General features: G+C 60.8%; 10 protein-coding genes. 3 read left to right on the forward strand and 7 right to left on the reverse strand.

Features of this window, described 5'->3' with window-relative positions:
• Positions 1 to 113 precede the first annotated feature (113 nt).
• A complete protein-coding gene (locus ABD837_RS19390) occupies positions 114 to 5,192 on the forward strand; it encodes a hypothetical protein (protein ID WP_345057846.1) in 5,079 nt (1,692 codons plus the stop codon).
• Between the two features lie 76 nt (positions 5,193 to 5,268).
• Here ABD837_RS19390 and odhB read toward each other — a convergent pair whose 3' ends face one another.
• From odhB to ABD837_RS19410, 4 genes are all read right to left on the reverse strand, one after another.
• A complete protein-coding gene (gene odhB / locus ABD837_RS19395) occupies positions 5,269 to 6,939 on the reverse strand; it encodes a 2-oxoglutarate dehydrogenase complex dihydrolipoyllysine-residue succinyltransferase (protein WP_345057849.1) in 1,671 nt (556 codons plus the stop codon).
• A 35-nt stretch (positions 6,940 to 6,974) separates the two neighbouring features.
• Positions 6,975 to 7,349 (reverse strand): HEPN domain-containing protein, encoded by a 375-nt coding sequence (locus ABD837_RS19400; RefSeq protein WP_345057851.1) that lies wholly within the window; start codon positions 7,347 to 7,349, stop codon positions 6,975 to 6,977.
• Positions 7,350 to 7,374: 25 nt separating this feature from the next.
• On the reverse strand, positions 7,375 to 7,695 hold the full coding sequence (locus tag ABD837_RS19405; protein ID WP_345057854.1) for a nucleotidyltransferase domain-containing protein: 321 nt from the start codon (positions 7,693 to 7,695) through the stop codon (positions 7,375 to 7,377).
• 66 nt (positions 7,696 to 7,761) lie between these two features.
• Positions 7,762 to 10,764, reverse strand: a complete 3,003-nt coding sequence (locus ABD837_RS19410) for a 2-oxoglutarate dehydrogenase E1 component (RefSeq protein WP_345057857.1) — start codon at positions 10,762 to 10,764, stop codon at positions 7,762 to 7,764.
• A 458-nt stretch (positions 10,765 to 11,222) separates the two neighbouring features.
• Here ABD837_RS19410 and ABD837_RS19415 point away from each other — a divergent pair, with 458 nt between their 5' ends.
• Positions 11,223 to 11,732: an RlpA-like double-psi beta-barrel domain-containing protein gene (locus ABD837_RS19415; RefSeq protein ID WP_345057860.1), complete on the forward strand. Its 510-nt coding sequence runs from the start codon at positions 11,223 to 11,225 to the stop codon at positions 11,730 to 11,732.
• A gap of 79 nt (positions 11,733 to 11,811) precedes the next feature.
• On the opposite strand, the gene ABD837_RS19420 is transcribed toward ABD837_RS19415, so the two are convergent.
• From ABD837_RS19420 to ABD837_RS19430, 3 genes are all read right to left on the reverse strand, one after another.
• Positions 11,812 to 13,002: an L-dopachrome tautomerase-related protein gene (locus ABD837_RS19420; protein WP_345057863.1), complete on the reverse strand. Its 1,191-nt coding sequence runs from the start codon at positions 13,000 to 13,002 to the stop codon at positions 11,812 to 11,814.
• A gap of 121 nt (positions 13,003 to 13,123) precedes the next feature.
• Positions 13,124 to 13,996, reverse strand: coding sequence for an SHOCT domain-containing protein (locus tag ABD837_RS19425; protein WP_345057865.1), 873 nt, complete (start codon positions 13,994 to 13,996; stop codon positions 13,124 to 13,126).
• A 26-nt stretch (positions 13,997 to 14,022) separates the two neighbouring features.
• Complete coding sequence (locus ABD837_RS19430; protein ID WP_345057868.1) at positions 14,023 to 14,751, reverse strand: hypothetical protein; 729 nt, start codon at positions 14,749 to 14,751, stop codon at positions 14,023 to 14,025.
• Positions 14,752 to 14,882: 131 nt separating this feature from the next.
• Here ABD837_RS19430 and ABD837_RS19435 point away from each other — a divergent pair, with 131 nt between their 5' ends.
• Positions 14,883 to 15,434 carry a hypothetical protein gene (locus tag ABD837_RS19435; protein ID WP_345057871.1) on the forward strand — a complete coding sequence of 184 codons (552 nt, stop codon included), beginning with the start codon at positions 14,883 to 14,885 and terminating at the stop codon, positions 15,432 to 15,434.
• Positions 15,435 to 15,439: the final 5 nt, after the last annotated feature.

Here is a 15,439-nt window from a genome sequence, read left to right on the forward strand (position 1 = left end):
GCCTCCGTTTGTAGAAATACCTGAATAAAGTAATGCGTCGGGGCTTCAGTGGTCCCGCTGGTTCCACCATTTTCTCAGGTTCTGCAGCCTTTTTCTACTCTTAGTTGCAGTGTATGGACGGTTTTGGGGTTGCCTTTATCATCATAGTTGTGCTGGCTTTCCGATTTTGGGGGCTGCCCAAAAGACTGACCGACCTCCAAAAAGAACTAGCCCAGCGCCTCGCCGACCAGAAAAAGCTTCAGGAAGAACTACAACGCCTGCAAGCCCAGGTAAACCGGCTGACGGAAGCTACTGCCCGCCCCGCCGAGTTGCAGCCAGCGGCCCAGCCAGCAGCTCCGCCGGTAGTCACTCCGGTAGTAGCCCCCACTCCGCCTGTTTCCTCGCCATTGGTGCCGCCAGTGGTGCGGCCCGAACCGGTACTGCCGCAGCCGGTAGCTCCGACCCCAGCTCCGCTTACGCCACCTCCGGCCACCGCGCCCCCAGCCCCAAAACCGCTACCCGCACCAACACCCGAGCCTGCTCCGCTGCCGATTGCCGCTTCGGTAGCAGTGGAAAAGCCTGTTGTACCTCCTGCTGCGCCACCGCTGCAGATACCGTTAATACCAGCACCTATAGCTGCACCGATGCCTGCGCCCCGGCCGGTAGCGCTGCACATGCCGGGCCTGCTGCCGGTTGCTGCCGCCGTAGCCGTTACGCCACCCACCGTGGCAACGCCGCCTGCGGTGCCACCAATCGCTCCTCCCCCACCCGCGCCGCCGCGCCGGCCGCCGCCCCCGCCCGTACCCACCGGCCCAAGCTGGTGGGAGCGTGCTTCCACGGTGCTGCTCGAAAACTGGACCGGTATTCTTGGCGCCGTGGTGCTGGTAACGGGCGTGGGCTTTCTGGGCATTTACGCCGCGCTGCGCCTCGCCCCGCCGTTCCGGTTCTTGATGATATGCGCGTTTTCGGGCGCGCTGTTGGGCGTGCGGTTTGCGCTGCGCGGCAAGGCCTTTGCCCAGCAGCTCAATGGCTGGCTGCTGAGTAGCGCGGCGGCCATTTTCCTGTTTGCCTGCGTGGCATCCGTCAGCATTCCGGGCCTGCAGTGGGCCAGGTTTCCCTTCGACTACCTGTTGCTGCTGGCGGGCGTGAGCGCCAACTTGTGGCTGGCCTGGCGCGCGAGCCGCCAGGAAGTGGCCACGCTGCACGGCGTGCTGAGCTTGGTGGCGCTGGCCGTGCTGCCGTCCACGGGCCTCACGCTGGCCGCCGCGGCGGGCGTCACGGCCTTCAGCATTGCCATCACCTACCGACAGCAGTGGAAATACCAGCTGCTGCTAAGCATCGCCAGCTTCTTCGCATTTCACTTGTTCTGGCATCAGCAGCTGGCGGTAATTTCCAGCACGCTCCGACTTGTGGCGATGGGGCTAGTGCTGCTGGTGGGTGTGGCCGCCGCCGTGGTACAGTACCGCAGCGTTTACGCAAAGCGAACTTTTGAGCCGCTGCTTTTCACTGCGCACCTGCTGAACTGGACCTGTATGGGCATCAACCTGTACCTGTACAGCACGGGCTCCATCTGGAAAACCATCCCGCTGGCGCTGGGGTCGCTGCTCACCTTCTGGGCCGGGCGGCGGGCCAAGCAATTGGGCATTGGCTGGTTGTTCCAGACCGACACCATCATCGCGTTGATGCTGGCACTGGCCACGGCGTTTTCGCTGCAGGGCTGGCACGCGACCAACTCGGTTATCCTGCTCTTCATGCTGCTCGAAGCCCTGCTGGTGGCCCTGATAATGGCCCGGCAACGCGAGGCACTGGTGTACCGCGTGGCCCTGAGCGGAGCCTGTGTGGCCGGCGCAGGCCTGTTGCTACTGGCCACCAGCAAGCTCACGAACAGCTCACCTGCCACCCTCTACCGCGATGCCGTGGTGCTGGCCCTGGCCGGCTGGGCCGGACTGGCTTTCGTGCGGTTCATCTTCAATCAACCGCTGCTACTCAACGAAGTAGCTGAGCCAACCGGCCCGGGGCGCTACGGAATGGCTACGCCGGCCGGGTCGCACCGACGCCTGCTGGGTTGGTTTACCAGCGTGGCCGGCGCGCTGCAAGCCGGCGCCGGAGTGCTGCTGGCCCGGGTACTGTTTGCCTGGCAGGATGCGCCGGTTTGGCTGCTGCTGGCCGGGCTGCTCGTGCTGGCTGGCGGCGCGTTGGGCATGGCTGCCTGGCTGCGTACCACCAGCCGCACCCCGGAGTGGGTGCGGCAGCAGCAACTGCTGCTGGCCCAGGGTTTCGTTCTGGTGGCTGGTTTTGGCTTGCACGAGTTAGGCCTTACCTGGCTTGTGGTGCTCGGCCTGCTCTATGCCGAAAACCTGGCGGCAGCGCTGTTTTCAATTCGGCAGCGCGAGGCGCTGCTGCATCGGGTAGCCCTGGGGGGTGCGCTGCTAATGGGCGCCAGCCTGCTGCTGGTGGCCTCGGGCAAAGTCGAGAATGGCCTCCCAACCGAGCTTTACCGCGATGCGTTGGTGCTCACGCTGGCTGGCTGGGCTGGCATTGCATTCGTGCAACGGGCATTTGGGCAGCTTCGCCTGCAGCTGGCTGGCTCGCCAACTGTTCAGCATCCATTCCAGGCGTTCTCGCTTTCCGATACCACCTGGCTGAACGGTTTTGGGAGTTTGAGTGGACTGCTCCAGGTTGGCGCCGGCTTGCTGCTGGCGCGGGTGCTGTTTGCCTGGCAGGATGCGCCAGTGTGGCTGCTGCTTGGTGCACTGTTGGCGCTGGGCGGGGCGGCGCTGGGCCTGGCCGCCTGGCTCCGCCGCAGCAGCCCGCAGGTGCCGGCCTGGGTACGGCAACAGCAGCTGGTACTCGCGCAATTTTTCGCTGTACTCGCCGTGCTGGGTCTGCACGAAACCGGGCTGAGCTGGCCGGTGGTTTGGGGGCTTCTATACGCGGAGAACCTGGCAGTGGCCTTGTACACCGCCCGGCGGCGCGAACCCCTGCTGTACCATATCACGCTGGCGGGCGCCTACCTCACGGGCACAGTGCTGCTGCTGTTTGCTGGCAATGCCGTGGGCAACGGCCACCCGCCCGTGCTCTACCGCGATGCCGTAATACTGGCTCTGGCTGGCTGGGCCGGCATTCTTTTCACCCAGCTAGCTCACCGGCAATCCTTACGCCCTGCGCCCGACCAAGCCAGCAATCAGCCCAAAACCAGCGCCACAGAGCGCGACTTCCTGAGCGGTTTCGCCGGACTAGCGGGCGCACTACAGGCGGGCGCCGGGGTGTTGTTGGCGCGGGTGCTGTTTGCCTGGCAGGATGCGCCAGTTTGGCTGCTGCTTGCCGGGCTGCTCGTGCTGGCCGGAGTGGCGCTGGGTCTGGCCGCATGGGTGCGGATGCAAGGGATTTCTCCCAGCTGGGTTCGGCGGCAGCAACTGGTGCTGGGGCAGTTTTTCGTCATCTTGGCCATATTCGGCCTGCACGAACTCGGCCTGAGTTGGCCCGCCGTTTTCTTCATTCTTTACGCCGAAAACCTACTGGTAGCCCTGCTCCTGAACGGCCACGACGAGGACACGCTGCTCCATATTCAAACATACTTATTGGTGCTGCAAGCGGCTACGTTGCCGCTGCTGGTGCGCTACACGGCTCCCCACACGCTGGGCGTGTTGCCCCGCGCGGCCCTGCTTACCGCTGCGGCCCTACTCACGGTCGGCTATCAAATCCGGCAGCACTTCCTGCCTGCAGCCGACCGCGAATTAGCCGTTATCCAGCTCGGCGCGACCCTGCGCATTTCAGCCCTGGGCCTGGGTGCCGGTTGGTTGCTGCTGAGCGCGGGCGCACTGGTATACGACCAGTCGTGGGCGGCCTGGGTGATGGTGGTGCTATTGGGTGGCCTGCTGTTGCTGCGGCAGCGCATGTCGGCTCCCGGGTTGTGGGCCGGGCTGGTGCTGGCCGCCGTGGCCTACCTCGCATTGCAATGGGGCCACGTGCTCACGCCTCTGTCCGGGGTGAAATTCAGCTCTGGCCACGTGCTGCTGTACCTGCTCCCCACGCTGGCGGTGCCGGTGGTGGGCGTGCGGGCCTCGTGGTGGCCGGCAGCCGGGCGCTTTGTGCGCTGGCCGTGGCTGTATTTGCTGGCCCTACACCTGGTAATGGCCCTGGTGGCCGCCGTGCCGGGCGGACACGTGGCGTACTTATCGGTCGGCATGCTGCTGCTGGCAGGCCTGGCTTTTGGGAGCGCCCAACGGTGGCGCAACCTACTGCCCGACGAGGCTGCTGTACTGCGCGCCGGCCAGCCCGACCGCTTCCTGCTGCACATCGGCTACGTGTTGCTGGGCGGCGGCCTGGCCAACCACCTGGGGCTGCTGGCCCTAAATGAAACCTTCTTCGGCCAGCCCGCCGAGTACTTCACGGCAGCGCTGGTATTCGGTGTGGTGGCCGGCGTAGCCATTTCCCGCCCGCCGAGCACCGCGCCGGTCTACAACTCCTGGCGGCTGGTGCATCCGTGGTTGCTCGAAGCCGCGTTGTTCTTTGGCACCGCCACGCTGTGGCACAACCTTCGCACGCCCTGGCTGCCACTGGTGTGGGTATCGGCCGCGCTGGCCCTGGGTCAGGTTGCCGCTCAAATTCCTGTGCGCCTGGGGCGGCTGGGAGTTTACGGACGGCTGTATTATTGGCTGGCAGCCGGCACGGCCTGCGTAGCCAGCCTGCTCTACCTCGAACCCAGCCGCATCCTGAACCCCGAGTGGTGGGAAATCACTGTCGCCGTTTGCCTGCTTTTCGGTTACGTGTGGCAGGCGCTGGCGGGCCCTGCGTTGCCAGTTGCGGGCCTTTCGCCGGCCTGGGCAGCTCTGGCCCGGCCACGCCGAAGCTCACTCGAGGCCGGCATGCTCTACCCCGCGTTTCTGGCCTTGTCGCTGCTGTTCATCCAATCGTTCGACCGCTCGGTGCTCACCGTGCTGCTCATGCTCGAAGTAGTGGCCATTTTCAGCACCAGCCTGCTGCTGCGTCGGCAGGACCTACGCTACCTCTCCCTGGCCGGCATGCTGGCCTGTCTGGTGCGATTGGTTTTCTTCGACCTCAGCCGCAGCGGCACTGTTACGCGGGCCGTCGTGTTCATCTTCATGGGACTGCTGCTGCTGGGCATGAACGCCTTGTACGCCCGTTTCAAGGCGCGCTTCATGCCCGACGAGCCGACCGAGCCCGAGGTAGCAGCTGCCGACCAACTTTAAAAAAATGCAGATTTGTTTCTAACAAAAAAAGCCATTCCGCTAACGGAATGGCTTTTTTCATCATATATCAGCTCAGCTATACGCCGAACATCATGCGCGTCGGGTCTTCGAGCAACTCCTTCACCCGCACCAGGAACGACACCGATTCGCGGCCGTCGATGATGCGATGGTCGTAGCTCAGCGCCAGATACATCATGGGGCGAATCACCACCTGGCCGTTTTCGGCGATGGGGCGCTGGATGATGTTGTGCATCCCCAGAATAGCCGACTGCGGCGCGTTGATAATCGGCGTGCTGAGCATGGAGCCGAACACCCCGCCGTTGGTGATGGTGAACGTGCCGCCGGTCATCTGCTCGATGGTGAGCTTGTTGTCACGGGCCAGCCCGGCCAGCCGCACTACTTCCTTTTCAATGCCTTCGAAGCTTAGCTGCTCGGCGTTGCGAATCACGGGCACTACGAGGCCTTTCGGAGCCGACACAGCGATGCTGATATCGCAGAAATCGTTGAATACGATGTCCGTACCGTCAATCTGCGCGTTCACCGACGGCCACTCTTTCAGAGCAATGCACACGGCCTTAGTGAAGAAGGACATGAAGCCCAGGCCCACGCCATTCTTCTCTTTGAACTTGTCTTTGAACTTGTTGCGCAGGTCCATGATGGGCTGCATGTTCACCTCGTTGAAGGTGGTGAGCATGGCAGTCTCGTTCTTCACCGTTACGAGGCGGCGGGCCACCGTTTTGCGCAGGTTGCTCATGCGCTCGCGGCGTACCTCGCGGCTGCCACCGGCAGCCGGCGCAGCAGCTGGAGCCGAAGCAGCCGGAGCGGCAGCTGGCGCAGCAACTGGAGCCGGAGCGGCCGGCTTAGCCTGCGCATTCTGCGCGTCTTCTTTGGTGATGCGACCGTCGCGACCGGTGCCGGCTACGTCGGCAGCAGCAATGCCTTTTTCACCCAGAATCTTACCGGCAGCCGGCGAGGGCACACCCGTTGCATAAGTTGCCGCACCAGCAGCAGCCGGAGCCGAAGCCATTGCCGCAACCGGAGCTGCAGTAGCTGCTTGAGCAGGGGCCGCCGGGGCCGAAGCCGCAGCATTACCACCGCCCTCGATGCGGGCAATCACCGCGCCGATGCTGATGGTTTCGCCTTCCTTAACGGCGTGGCGCAGAGTGCCAGCCCCTTCGGCGGGCAGCTCAAACGTGGCTTTGTCCGATTCGAGTTCGGCAATCACCTCATCGCGGTTTACCTGTGCGCCGTCCTCTTTCAGCCACTTGGCCACCGTCACTTCCGTGATGGATTCGCCCACGGCGGGGATTTTCATTTCTACCGTGCCCCCGCCAGCGGCCGGAACTGCTGCAACCGCCGGTGCGGCACCACCTTCTGGCTTGCCGCCATAGCCGGCCTGGTCGCTGGCAGCAGGGTTGCCCTCGCCTTTGTTGATAGGGTCAGCAGCAGGAGCGGCAGCAGGAGCGCTGGCTGCGGGAGCAGCCGGAGCCGAAGCTGGCGCGGCACCAGCAGCGGCACCATCCAAGTCGGCGATTACGGTACCGATTCCGATGGTTTCGCCCTCGGCTACGCGGATTTTCAGTACGCCATCGGCCTCAGCGGGCAGCTCAAATGTGGCTTTGTCCGATTCGAGCTCGGCAATCACCTCGTCGCGCTTCACGGCCTCGCCGTCTTTCTTGAGCCACTTCGCAATGGTGACTTCGGTGATGGATTCGCCAACGGCGGGAATTTTGATTTCGAGAGGCATGAGAAGTTGAGAAAGAATTCGTCTAAGCGAGTAAATCAAATGAGGAAAGCCTGGGCCACTGGCCGCAATTTATTGCGAAACCCATTCGCCATTGCCAGCAAATCGGCGGCGGTATAACCGGGCGCATCATCGGTTTCATAACGTAGTTCAACGGCAAACTCATTCAGCGTAGCGGCATTGGCCAATTCCTGAGTAGTGAACTGTAAAATACCGTTTTGATGCAGCGGCCCCATCAAAACAATCAGATTATGAATGAAAGGAGCGGGCAGAGCCGACGCAATCAAGGCCGCCTTCAAGTATTTTTCGACTGCTTGTTGGCAGTGAAAACCTATCGTTTCATACAAATGGGGACTGCTCCGTACCAGCACGTCAACCGCTTCCATGTCGCGGTCGGCGGTCAGTAGCGACATTGCTACGCGCTTCTGTTGTGGTGTGCTAGGCTGCATACAATAATCGTCCCTGCTGTTCGGCAATAGTTTCTACCGACTGGAAAATGCCAGCGGCCCGCTCCATCTCCGCTGGGGTGCGAATAAGAATATCCATTGCCGGCAGCGGCGTCCCCCACAACAGCGACCAAATAGCAATTGCCCGCTCCGACCTTTTGGCCTCGGCCTGCTCCTTGATAATGAGCAAGTCCAAATCCGAGTCTTCCGTGGGCGTACCGTAGGCGTAGGAGCCGAACAGAATAATCCGGTCGGGCGCGTAGCCTTCCACAATGCGCTGCACCACGGCTTGAATTTGAGCTTCGGTTATCATTGGGTTTAAGCTATTGGCTGCTAGCTATTAGCTCCTGTTCTTGAACGAAGCTAACAGCTTGAAGAGCTAGTCCTGCTTTTTGGCAGCTTCGGCCACGGCTTTGATGTTGGCATCGGCTACGGCCTCCTTGGGCTTGTCGAAGGCGCGGGCCACCAGCTCTTTCTGCTCCTTTATGTGAATTTTGTTGTAGCCCGTAGCGGGCGAAGCCGAGGGTTTGCGGGCCACCACGTCCTCGAGCTCGCGGCGCATGTAGCGCAGCATGAAGTTCCAGTAGCCCATGTTCTCGGGCTCTTCCTGTACCCAGTACACCTTGGCTTTGGGGTATTTGGCCAGCTCGGCATCAAGCTGCTTTTTGGGGAAGGGGTGCAACTGCTCGAGGCGCACAATGGCCACGTCGGTGCGGTTGGAGGTGCGTTGCTCCTCCAGCAGGTCGTAGTACACCTTGCCCGAGCACAGCAGCACGCGCTTTACCTTCTTGGCTTCAGCAAAGTCGTCGCCCAGCACCTCGCGGAAATGGCCGTTGGTGAACTCCTCTACCGGCGAAATGCACAGCGGGTGGCGCAGCATCGACTTCGGCGACATCACCACCAGCGGCTTGCGGAAGCTCCAAGTGAGCTGACGACGCAGGGCATGGAAGAAGTTGGCCGGTGTGGTGATGTTGGCCACCACAATGTTGTTTTCAGCCGCCAGCTGCAGGAACCGCTCGGGGCGGGCGTTGGAGTGCTCGGGGCCCTGGCCTTCGTAGCCGTGGGGCAGCAGCATCACGAGGCCGTTCATGCGCTGCCACTTGCTTTCGGAGCTCACCACAAACTGGTCAATCATGGTCTGGGCACCGTTGGCGAAGTCGCCGAACTGCGCTTCCCACACCACCAGGGCCGTGGGGTTGGCCATGCCGTAGCCGAATTCGAAGCCCAGCACCGCGTACTCGCTCAGCAATGAGTTGAAGATGCTCAGCTGCTCGTTTTCGCCTTCAATGTGGTTCAGCGAGTTGTACGGCGCCGACGTTTCGGCATCGTGGAGCACGGCGTGGCGGTGCGAGAACGTGCCACGCTGCACGTCCTGGCCGCTTACGCGTACAATGTGGTTTTCGGTGAGGAGCGAACCGTAGGCCAGCAGCTCGCCGGCAGCCCAGTTCAGCACGCGGGTGCCGTCGTACTTCTTGGTCGAGTCGCGCATCCAGCCTTCGGGCATGCGCGACCAGGTACCAAAGTTCTCGTAGAACATGTTGCGGCGCTCCTTCAGCAGGTTATCAATCTGCTTAATGGGCTTGAAACCTTCTGGAATCGTGGTCAGGGACTTGGCTACCTTCTCCACAGTTTCGGCCGAAATGCCGGTTTCGGGCGACTGCTCAAAATCCTCCGGGGTGCTACGGCGCAGGCTGCGCCACTCGTTCTCGAGGGACTGGTATTTGTAAGGCAGCGGCTTCTGCTTCACCAAATCGAGGCGGGCCTGCAGGGTATCGCGGAATTCCTTGTCCATCTGGGCAGCCAGCTCGGCGTCCACATCGCCGCGGGTAACCAGCATGGCGTTGTACACCTCGCGCGGGTTCTGGTGCTTCGAGATAAGGTTGTAGAGCGTGGGCTGAGTGAATTTGGGCTCGTCCGACTCATTATGGCCGTGGCGGCGGTAGCACACCATGTCAATGAAGATGTCGGCGTGGAACTGCTGGCGGTATTCGGTGGCCAGCTGCACGGCGAATACCACGGCCTCGGGGTTGTCGCCGTTCACGTGCACCACCGGCGCATCAATGATTTTGGCCAAATCCGTCGAATAAATCGACGAGCGGGCGTCCTCAAAATCGGTGGTGAAGCCAACCTGGTTGTTAATCACAAAGTGGATGGTGCCGCCCGTTTTGTAGCCTTCCAACAACGACATTTGGGTTAGCTCATACCCAATACCCTGGCCGGCCAGCGCCGCATCGCCGTGGATGAGGATGGGCAGAATCTGGTGATAGTCGTTGCCGTATTGGTGTTCGATTTTCGCCCGCACGAAGCCCTGTACCACGGGATTCACTGCCTCCAAGTGCGAGGGGTTAGGCGCCAGCTTCAGGTTAACTTTTAGGCCGGTACTGGTTTCCACCTCCGAGCTGTAGCCCATGTGGTACTTCACGTCGCCGTCGCCCATAGTGAGGTCGGGCACGGCGGTTCCTTCGAACTCCGAGAAAATCTGCTCGTAGGTCTTGCCCATGATGTTGGCCAGCACGTTCAGACGGCCGCGGTGGGCCATGCCAATCATCACTTCCTTCACCCCCAGCTCGGCGCCTTTGCCAATAATGGCATCTAGAGCCGGGATAGTGGTTTCGCCGCCTTCGAGCGAGAAGCGCTTCTGTCCCAAGAATTTGGTGTGCAGGAAGTTCTCGAACACCACGGCTTCGTTCAGCTTCTTCAGAATGCGCTTTTTATACTCGGCACCCGGATTAAAGGCCAACGAGTCGCGCTCCACTTTCTCGCGGAACCAATCGAGCACCTGCGGGTCGCGGATGTACATGTATTCGAAGCCGATGGCTCCGGTATAAATCTTTTCCAGCGCACCCACAATGTCGCGCAGCGTGGCCTGCGTGCCCAGCCCCAGCACTTCGCCGTTCCTAAACACGGTATCGAGGTCGGCATCGCTCAGGCCGAAGTCGGGCAGGTCGAGGCGGGGCTTGCGGTCTTTGCGCTCGCGTACCGGGTTGGTGCGGGCCCGCAAGTGGCCCCGGCTTCGAAATGCTTGAATAAGGTTGCGCACAGCCGTTTCCTTATCGGAAGAAACTTCACCGCTGCTTAAGCTGGCCGGGGCATTATTGGTAGATGCCGCGGTGTTTAGTACCCCGTAATCGTCGGCCTGCGGCGCGCTTGAGCCAGCAGCAGCTTTAGGAGCAGCGGCGCCATTGGTAGCGGGCGCGGCATTGGCCGCCGGAGCCGCACCGGGCAACACGGAGGCGCCTTCGGGAAACTGCTGCGAGAAATCAAACCCTTCGAAAAACTTACGCCAGCCAAAATCCACCGATTCGGGGTTTTGGCGGTAGGCTTGGTATAGGGTTTCGATTGCCGCCGCATCGGCGTTGGCGATATAGGAATAGGCGTCCATTGGGAATTCAGCTTAAGTAAGGCGGCGTAAAGGTATTACGCCTAGCAATCAGGTAAAAACCTGTACCCGGTTACACGAATTAATCTGACAATCAACCTAATCAATTACCGGAAGTTGCCCCGTTGAGTAGGGTTGCTGCGTCAAGTTATCGAAAATAGTCAGTTTGACCAGCCATAATGTTACGGCCCGGTCATAAATCTGTTGGGTCTGCAGTGCCAAAACAATTGCATCGTAACGGGTGGTATAATATAAAGTTCTGCCTATATGATGGCTAACCCGCCTAGTAAGCGGGTTTTGGATTGGATAATTTATTTAGTTAAAACTAATCTGGGTAGCTATGCGTTAAGACCTTTCTGCCCAGCCTGAAACGGCCGGACAGTACCCATACCGCCGGGCTCAATGGCGCACGAACGAACGTTATTTTAATGAATAGTGCACGAATACTTATAGATATTGTTTTGGCCGCCGCCGCCCTGGCCGCGCCTTTGTTTAACACCGCTCCTGCGGCCCGGGTCAACACCAACATGACCCGCTTTTTTGCCCCCGCTGCGGCAGCACGCCACAAAAGCCGCCGCCCGAGCCGTGCCCCTCTGCTGGTAGTGCGTAGCCCCACTTTCACTGTAACCGCTACGGCCTACCAGGCTGTAGCAAACCAGACCGATGACGAGCCGTTTGTGACGGCCGACAATTCTAAAATCAAACCGCACTACGGGAGCAAAAAGCGCTGGATGGCCCTGTCGCGCGACTTGCTGAAACCCTGGGGCGGCCAGTTTAAATTCGGCGATAAAGTCCGCGTACGAGGCATCTCCCCCAAGCTTGACGGCGTGTACACCATTCATGATACCATGAACCGCCGCCATCGCCACTGCATGGATATCCTGACGCACGTGAGCGAGAAGTTCGATATTTTTCAGAAGGGCGTTAAGATTCAGAAGGTGGAAGAGCGGCCCACCTTGGCCAAGCTCTAAGCTTATCTATACCGGCATTACAAAAGCCCCGCGCCTCCTTTAGGAAGCGCGGGGCTTTTTCTTGCTGACTTTGGGCCACCTATTTCGGCAACGCCATCTTGAAGATGCGGAACGGGGCACGGGGCTGACCGACACCTTTGTTCCAGTTGGGCGTTTTGTGAATGGCGGAAGTGGCCACGTACAGCGTGCCGTCGGCAGTAAGGCTATAGGTATCGGGCCACTGCAGCCGGTCGTCCTGCACCAGGGTTTCTATTTTGCCGGCAGCAGTGCGGCGCATGAGGGCGCTGTTTTCGAAGGAAGTGAGGTACACGTTGTTGGCCGCGTCGATTTCGAGGCCGTCGGAGGCTGGAATTTCGCCGACGGTTTCGACCTGCTGGGCCAGCTGCGCGTCGGTGAGAGCGGCATCGCGCAGGGCGGCAGTTTTGATGCGGTAGAGCTTGTGGCCGGTGAGCGGGCAGTAATAGAGGTAGCTATTGTCGGTGCTCAGGGCAATGCCGTCGACGTTGAACTGGGCGGGCTTTCCCTGCAAATCAATCATCGGGTGGCCGGCCGCTTTAATGACAAGGCCTTTTTCCGCCTTCATCGAAGGGTGCGAAGCCAGTAAACGGCGCGATTTCAGGGTTTTCAAATCCGTCACAACCAGCGCGCCCAGGCCCGATTCGGTCATGTAGGCATAGTTATTCTGCAGGTCGATGCGGACGTCGTTGAGGTAGGACTTGCGCGGAGCCACGGCCTCTGGGAATGGAATGGTGAACAGAACCTGGCCGGTTTTGGGGTCGGTTTTCACCAGCTTGGGGCCACCGGGCACGGTAAATTTCAGGCCGGGTACGGCAGGGTCCAGAATCCAGAGCATGCCCTGCTTATCGGTCTGCACGGTCTGGGGGCAAATCCAGTGTTTGAGGGGCTCGCCTTTTACGGAGTCGTTCCACATGCACCAGCTGGCGTTGGGATAGGGCTTGAGCGTATTATTGGGGCCTACTTCGGCGATGGGATACGAGGGATTATAATTCCAGCGCGGAAAGCAGGCGAAGATTTTCCCACCCGGCTCTACAGCCACGCCCACCATTTGCGGGTCGGTGAATTCGGCCACCACCTGCAGGGGAGAATTGGCCGGGGCGGCGGGATTGGCAGCAGTGGCCGTCGAGTCGGCCGAAGCGGGAGCATTGGCCGAACCGGTATTGCTGGCGGGCGACGAGCAGCTGCCCAGCAACAGGCTGGAAGCTGCCAGAAGCGCGGCACTCCCAACGGCAAAAGGACAGGAAGAAAGCATGTTGTTTGGGAGAAAGGACAAAAAAACACCCCCGCCTTACTGGGCGGGGGTATTGCATACGGTCGAAACTACCGGGCGTTAACTCACAAACCGGAAAATCAGGGTTTTTGAATGCGTACCCTTATCTATTAGCAGCCGTATCCGGGGCCGATGAATTGGTGACCGGGGCAACCGTGTCGGCCACGGGAGCCGCGGGGCGGGGCTGAATGACCGGGGCTGGATTGGTGGGAGCCACGCGCACGGTCTCGGGAGCAACGGAGGTGGTGGGCAGCGGGGCTACCTGCGGGCCGGTTTCGATGGTGGTAGCCACCGAGTCGGCCGCCGTTTGGCTGGTGCTGGAAATATGCTCCGAAGCCGGACGGTTGAAATTCAGATAAGCTACTACGGCCAGAAACACCAGCACTCCGGCAATGGCCAGCACCAGACCCAGCGAGGAATTACGCTCGGCGGGCACAGCGGCTAGGTCGGTTTCTTCGTCATCGGGCAGCGCTTCTGTATTCACGTAGCTGGGACCTCCAACGGCTACTGGAAAATCGGCCGAAGCTTCGGACATGAACATGGGTTCAGCGACGGGCTCAAAAACCAGTGCATCTACTTCCACCACCTCCGGTGCAGGGGGCACGCTGCTGCTCAAGCTCGCATAGAACGGAGCAGGGGGCAATGGTTCAGGCGGCGTACTAGCCACGGGCGGAACGGCCGGAATCGTTGGATACGCAGCCACCTGGGCAGCGGGCGGAGTCGGAACCGCGGGTAGTGTAGCAGGAACAGGCGGGGCAGCCACAACAGGCCAAGCGGGAGCAGGAGGCAGAATGGGAGCAGCCGGAACAACGGGCGCAACCGGTGCAGCGGTAGGCTCAGCAGCAGCGCCGGCGGCGCCGGGCGTGAAGACCAGCCGCTGTTTCAGGGCGTCGAACTCGATGGGCGTGAGGGCGCCGGCATCGAGCATTTCCTTAAGCTGGCGCAGGGTTTCGAGAGGCGACGAGGGGTTTTCCATTGGGAACAATACGGCCGGGCGCGGGGCTAGTTTTTACGGTCGAGGGCAGAGAGGCGGTCGCGGCGGCGCTGCAGGCGCAGGCGGTTTTGCTCCAATACCGTATTGGTGCCAATAAGCGTAACCGAGTCGGCGCGCGACTGCGTTAGGTTTTCGGCGTTTTTCTTCTTCAGCTCCTCCATGCGTTTGAGGTTGGCGGTGGTATTGCTTTGCAGGTTCAGACGCTCCTTTTCGAGGCGCTCTTTTTCTTTTTCGGAAGCCTTCACTTTCTTCTCGCCTTCGGCCACCATGGTACGGTAGGCACTGAGGCGGGCGGCTCCGGCGTAGCTCTGCACCATGGTGCGCAGGGCGTTGTATTCGGTGGCGGTTTTGTCGGGCGAGAAGAAAGTGTTGTCGTCGAAGCCACCAAACACCGAAACCTCGGCCACCGAATCGGACGGGGCCGTGATGGTGGCGTAGAGGTCGACGAGCTTGCCCGAAATGCTGCTGGCGGGTATCTGACGGGCCGTCAGCACGTCGCTTTTCATAAAACCCAGCACGCCGCCGCTCTTAAACTTGACGTTGTAGCTGCTCTTCATCCAGGTCTGGAAAAAGTCGCGGACGTCGGAGGCGGTACCATCAACCTGCACCTTGAAGGCTGGGCGGGGGCTTTTATTGTAGCTCACGTCGCCGGGGCGCACGTCGTAGAGCTGGGCAGCAGCCGGGCGAGCAGCAAGCAGGCCTAGCAGCATTAGGCACAGGATATAAATTTTAGACATGGTAGCAGTTTCAAAAGACCAATAACTGGCCAAAAGTAAGGCCGGGGGAAGTCATTTGTGGTTACTAACCGCGGGGCATTTCGTGCGGGACCATTATTCCGGCGTATTTTTAACGGCCCAAATCTTTATACTTGAAGCAGCTTTCCGTTTTTGTCTTGTTGGCCGTATTCCTCTACAATATGGTAGGGGCCTACCCGGTTGCGCTGTGGCGGCAGCACGAGTTTAGGCGCGTGGCAGAAGCAAAGCGGCATACAGCCCTCCCCGACCGGGCGCTGGTGCGCGTGGCGGTAGCGCGACACGCCAAATCGGCGGATTTGGTGTGGCACGAGGCACAGGAGTTTTCGTACCGCGGGCAGTTGTTCGACGTGGTGCGGCAGCGTGCTGAAGCCGATTCCACCATCTACTTCTGCTGGCCCGACCAGGGCGAGGAACACCTGCTGGCCAGCCTGGCCGAGCACGTGCGCGAGTTCGCGCAGCCGGATGCCGGCACTCGTAAGTCGGCTAAAAAGGTGCTCGATTATCTAACCAAGCTTTATTTATTACCTGCTGCGGAAGGGTTGCCGGCCGCGTTTCTGCGCACAGCAGCTGACCGGCTTTACCCTGAATACACGGCCGTGCCGTGTTCCAGCCCCCCGAGTGCGCCCTTCGCGCCGCCACAGTTCCCGATGGCCGCATTTGCCTAGGTTGC

The sequence above is a fragment of the Hymenobacter glaciei genome, from assembly GCF_039539585.1.
In the GTDB taxonomy this organism is placed as follows: Bacteria; Bacteroidota; Bacteroidia; order Cytophagales; family Hymenobacteraceae; genus Hymenobacter; species Hymenobacter glaciei.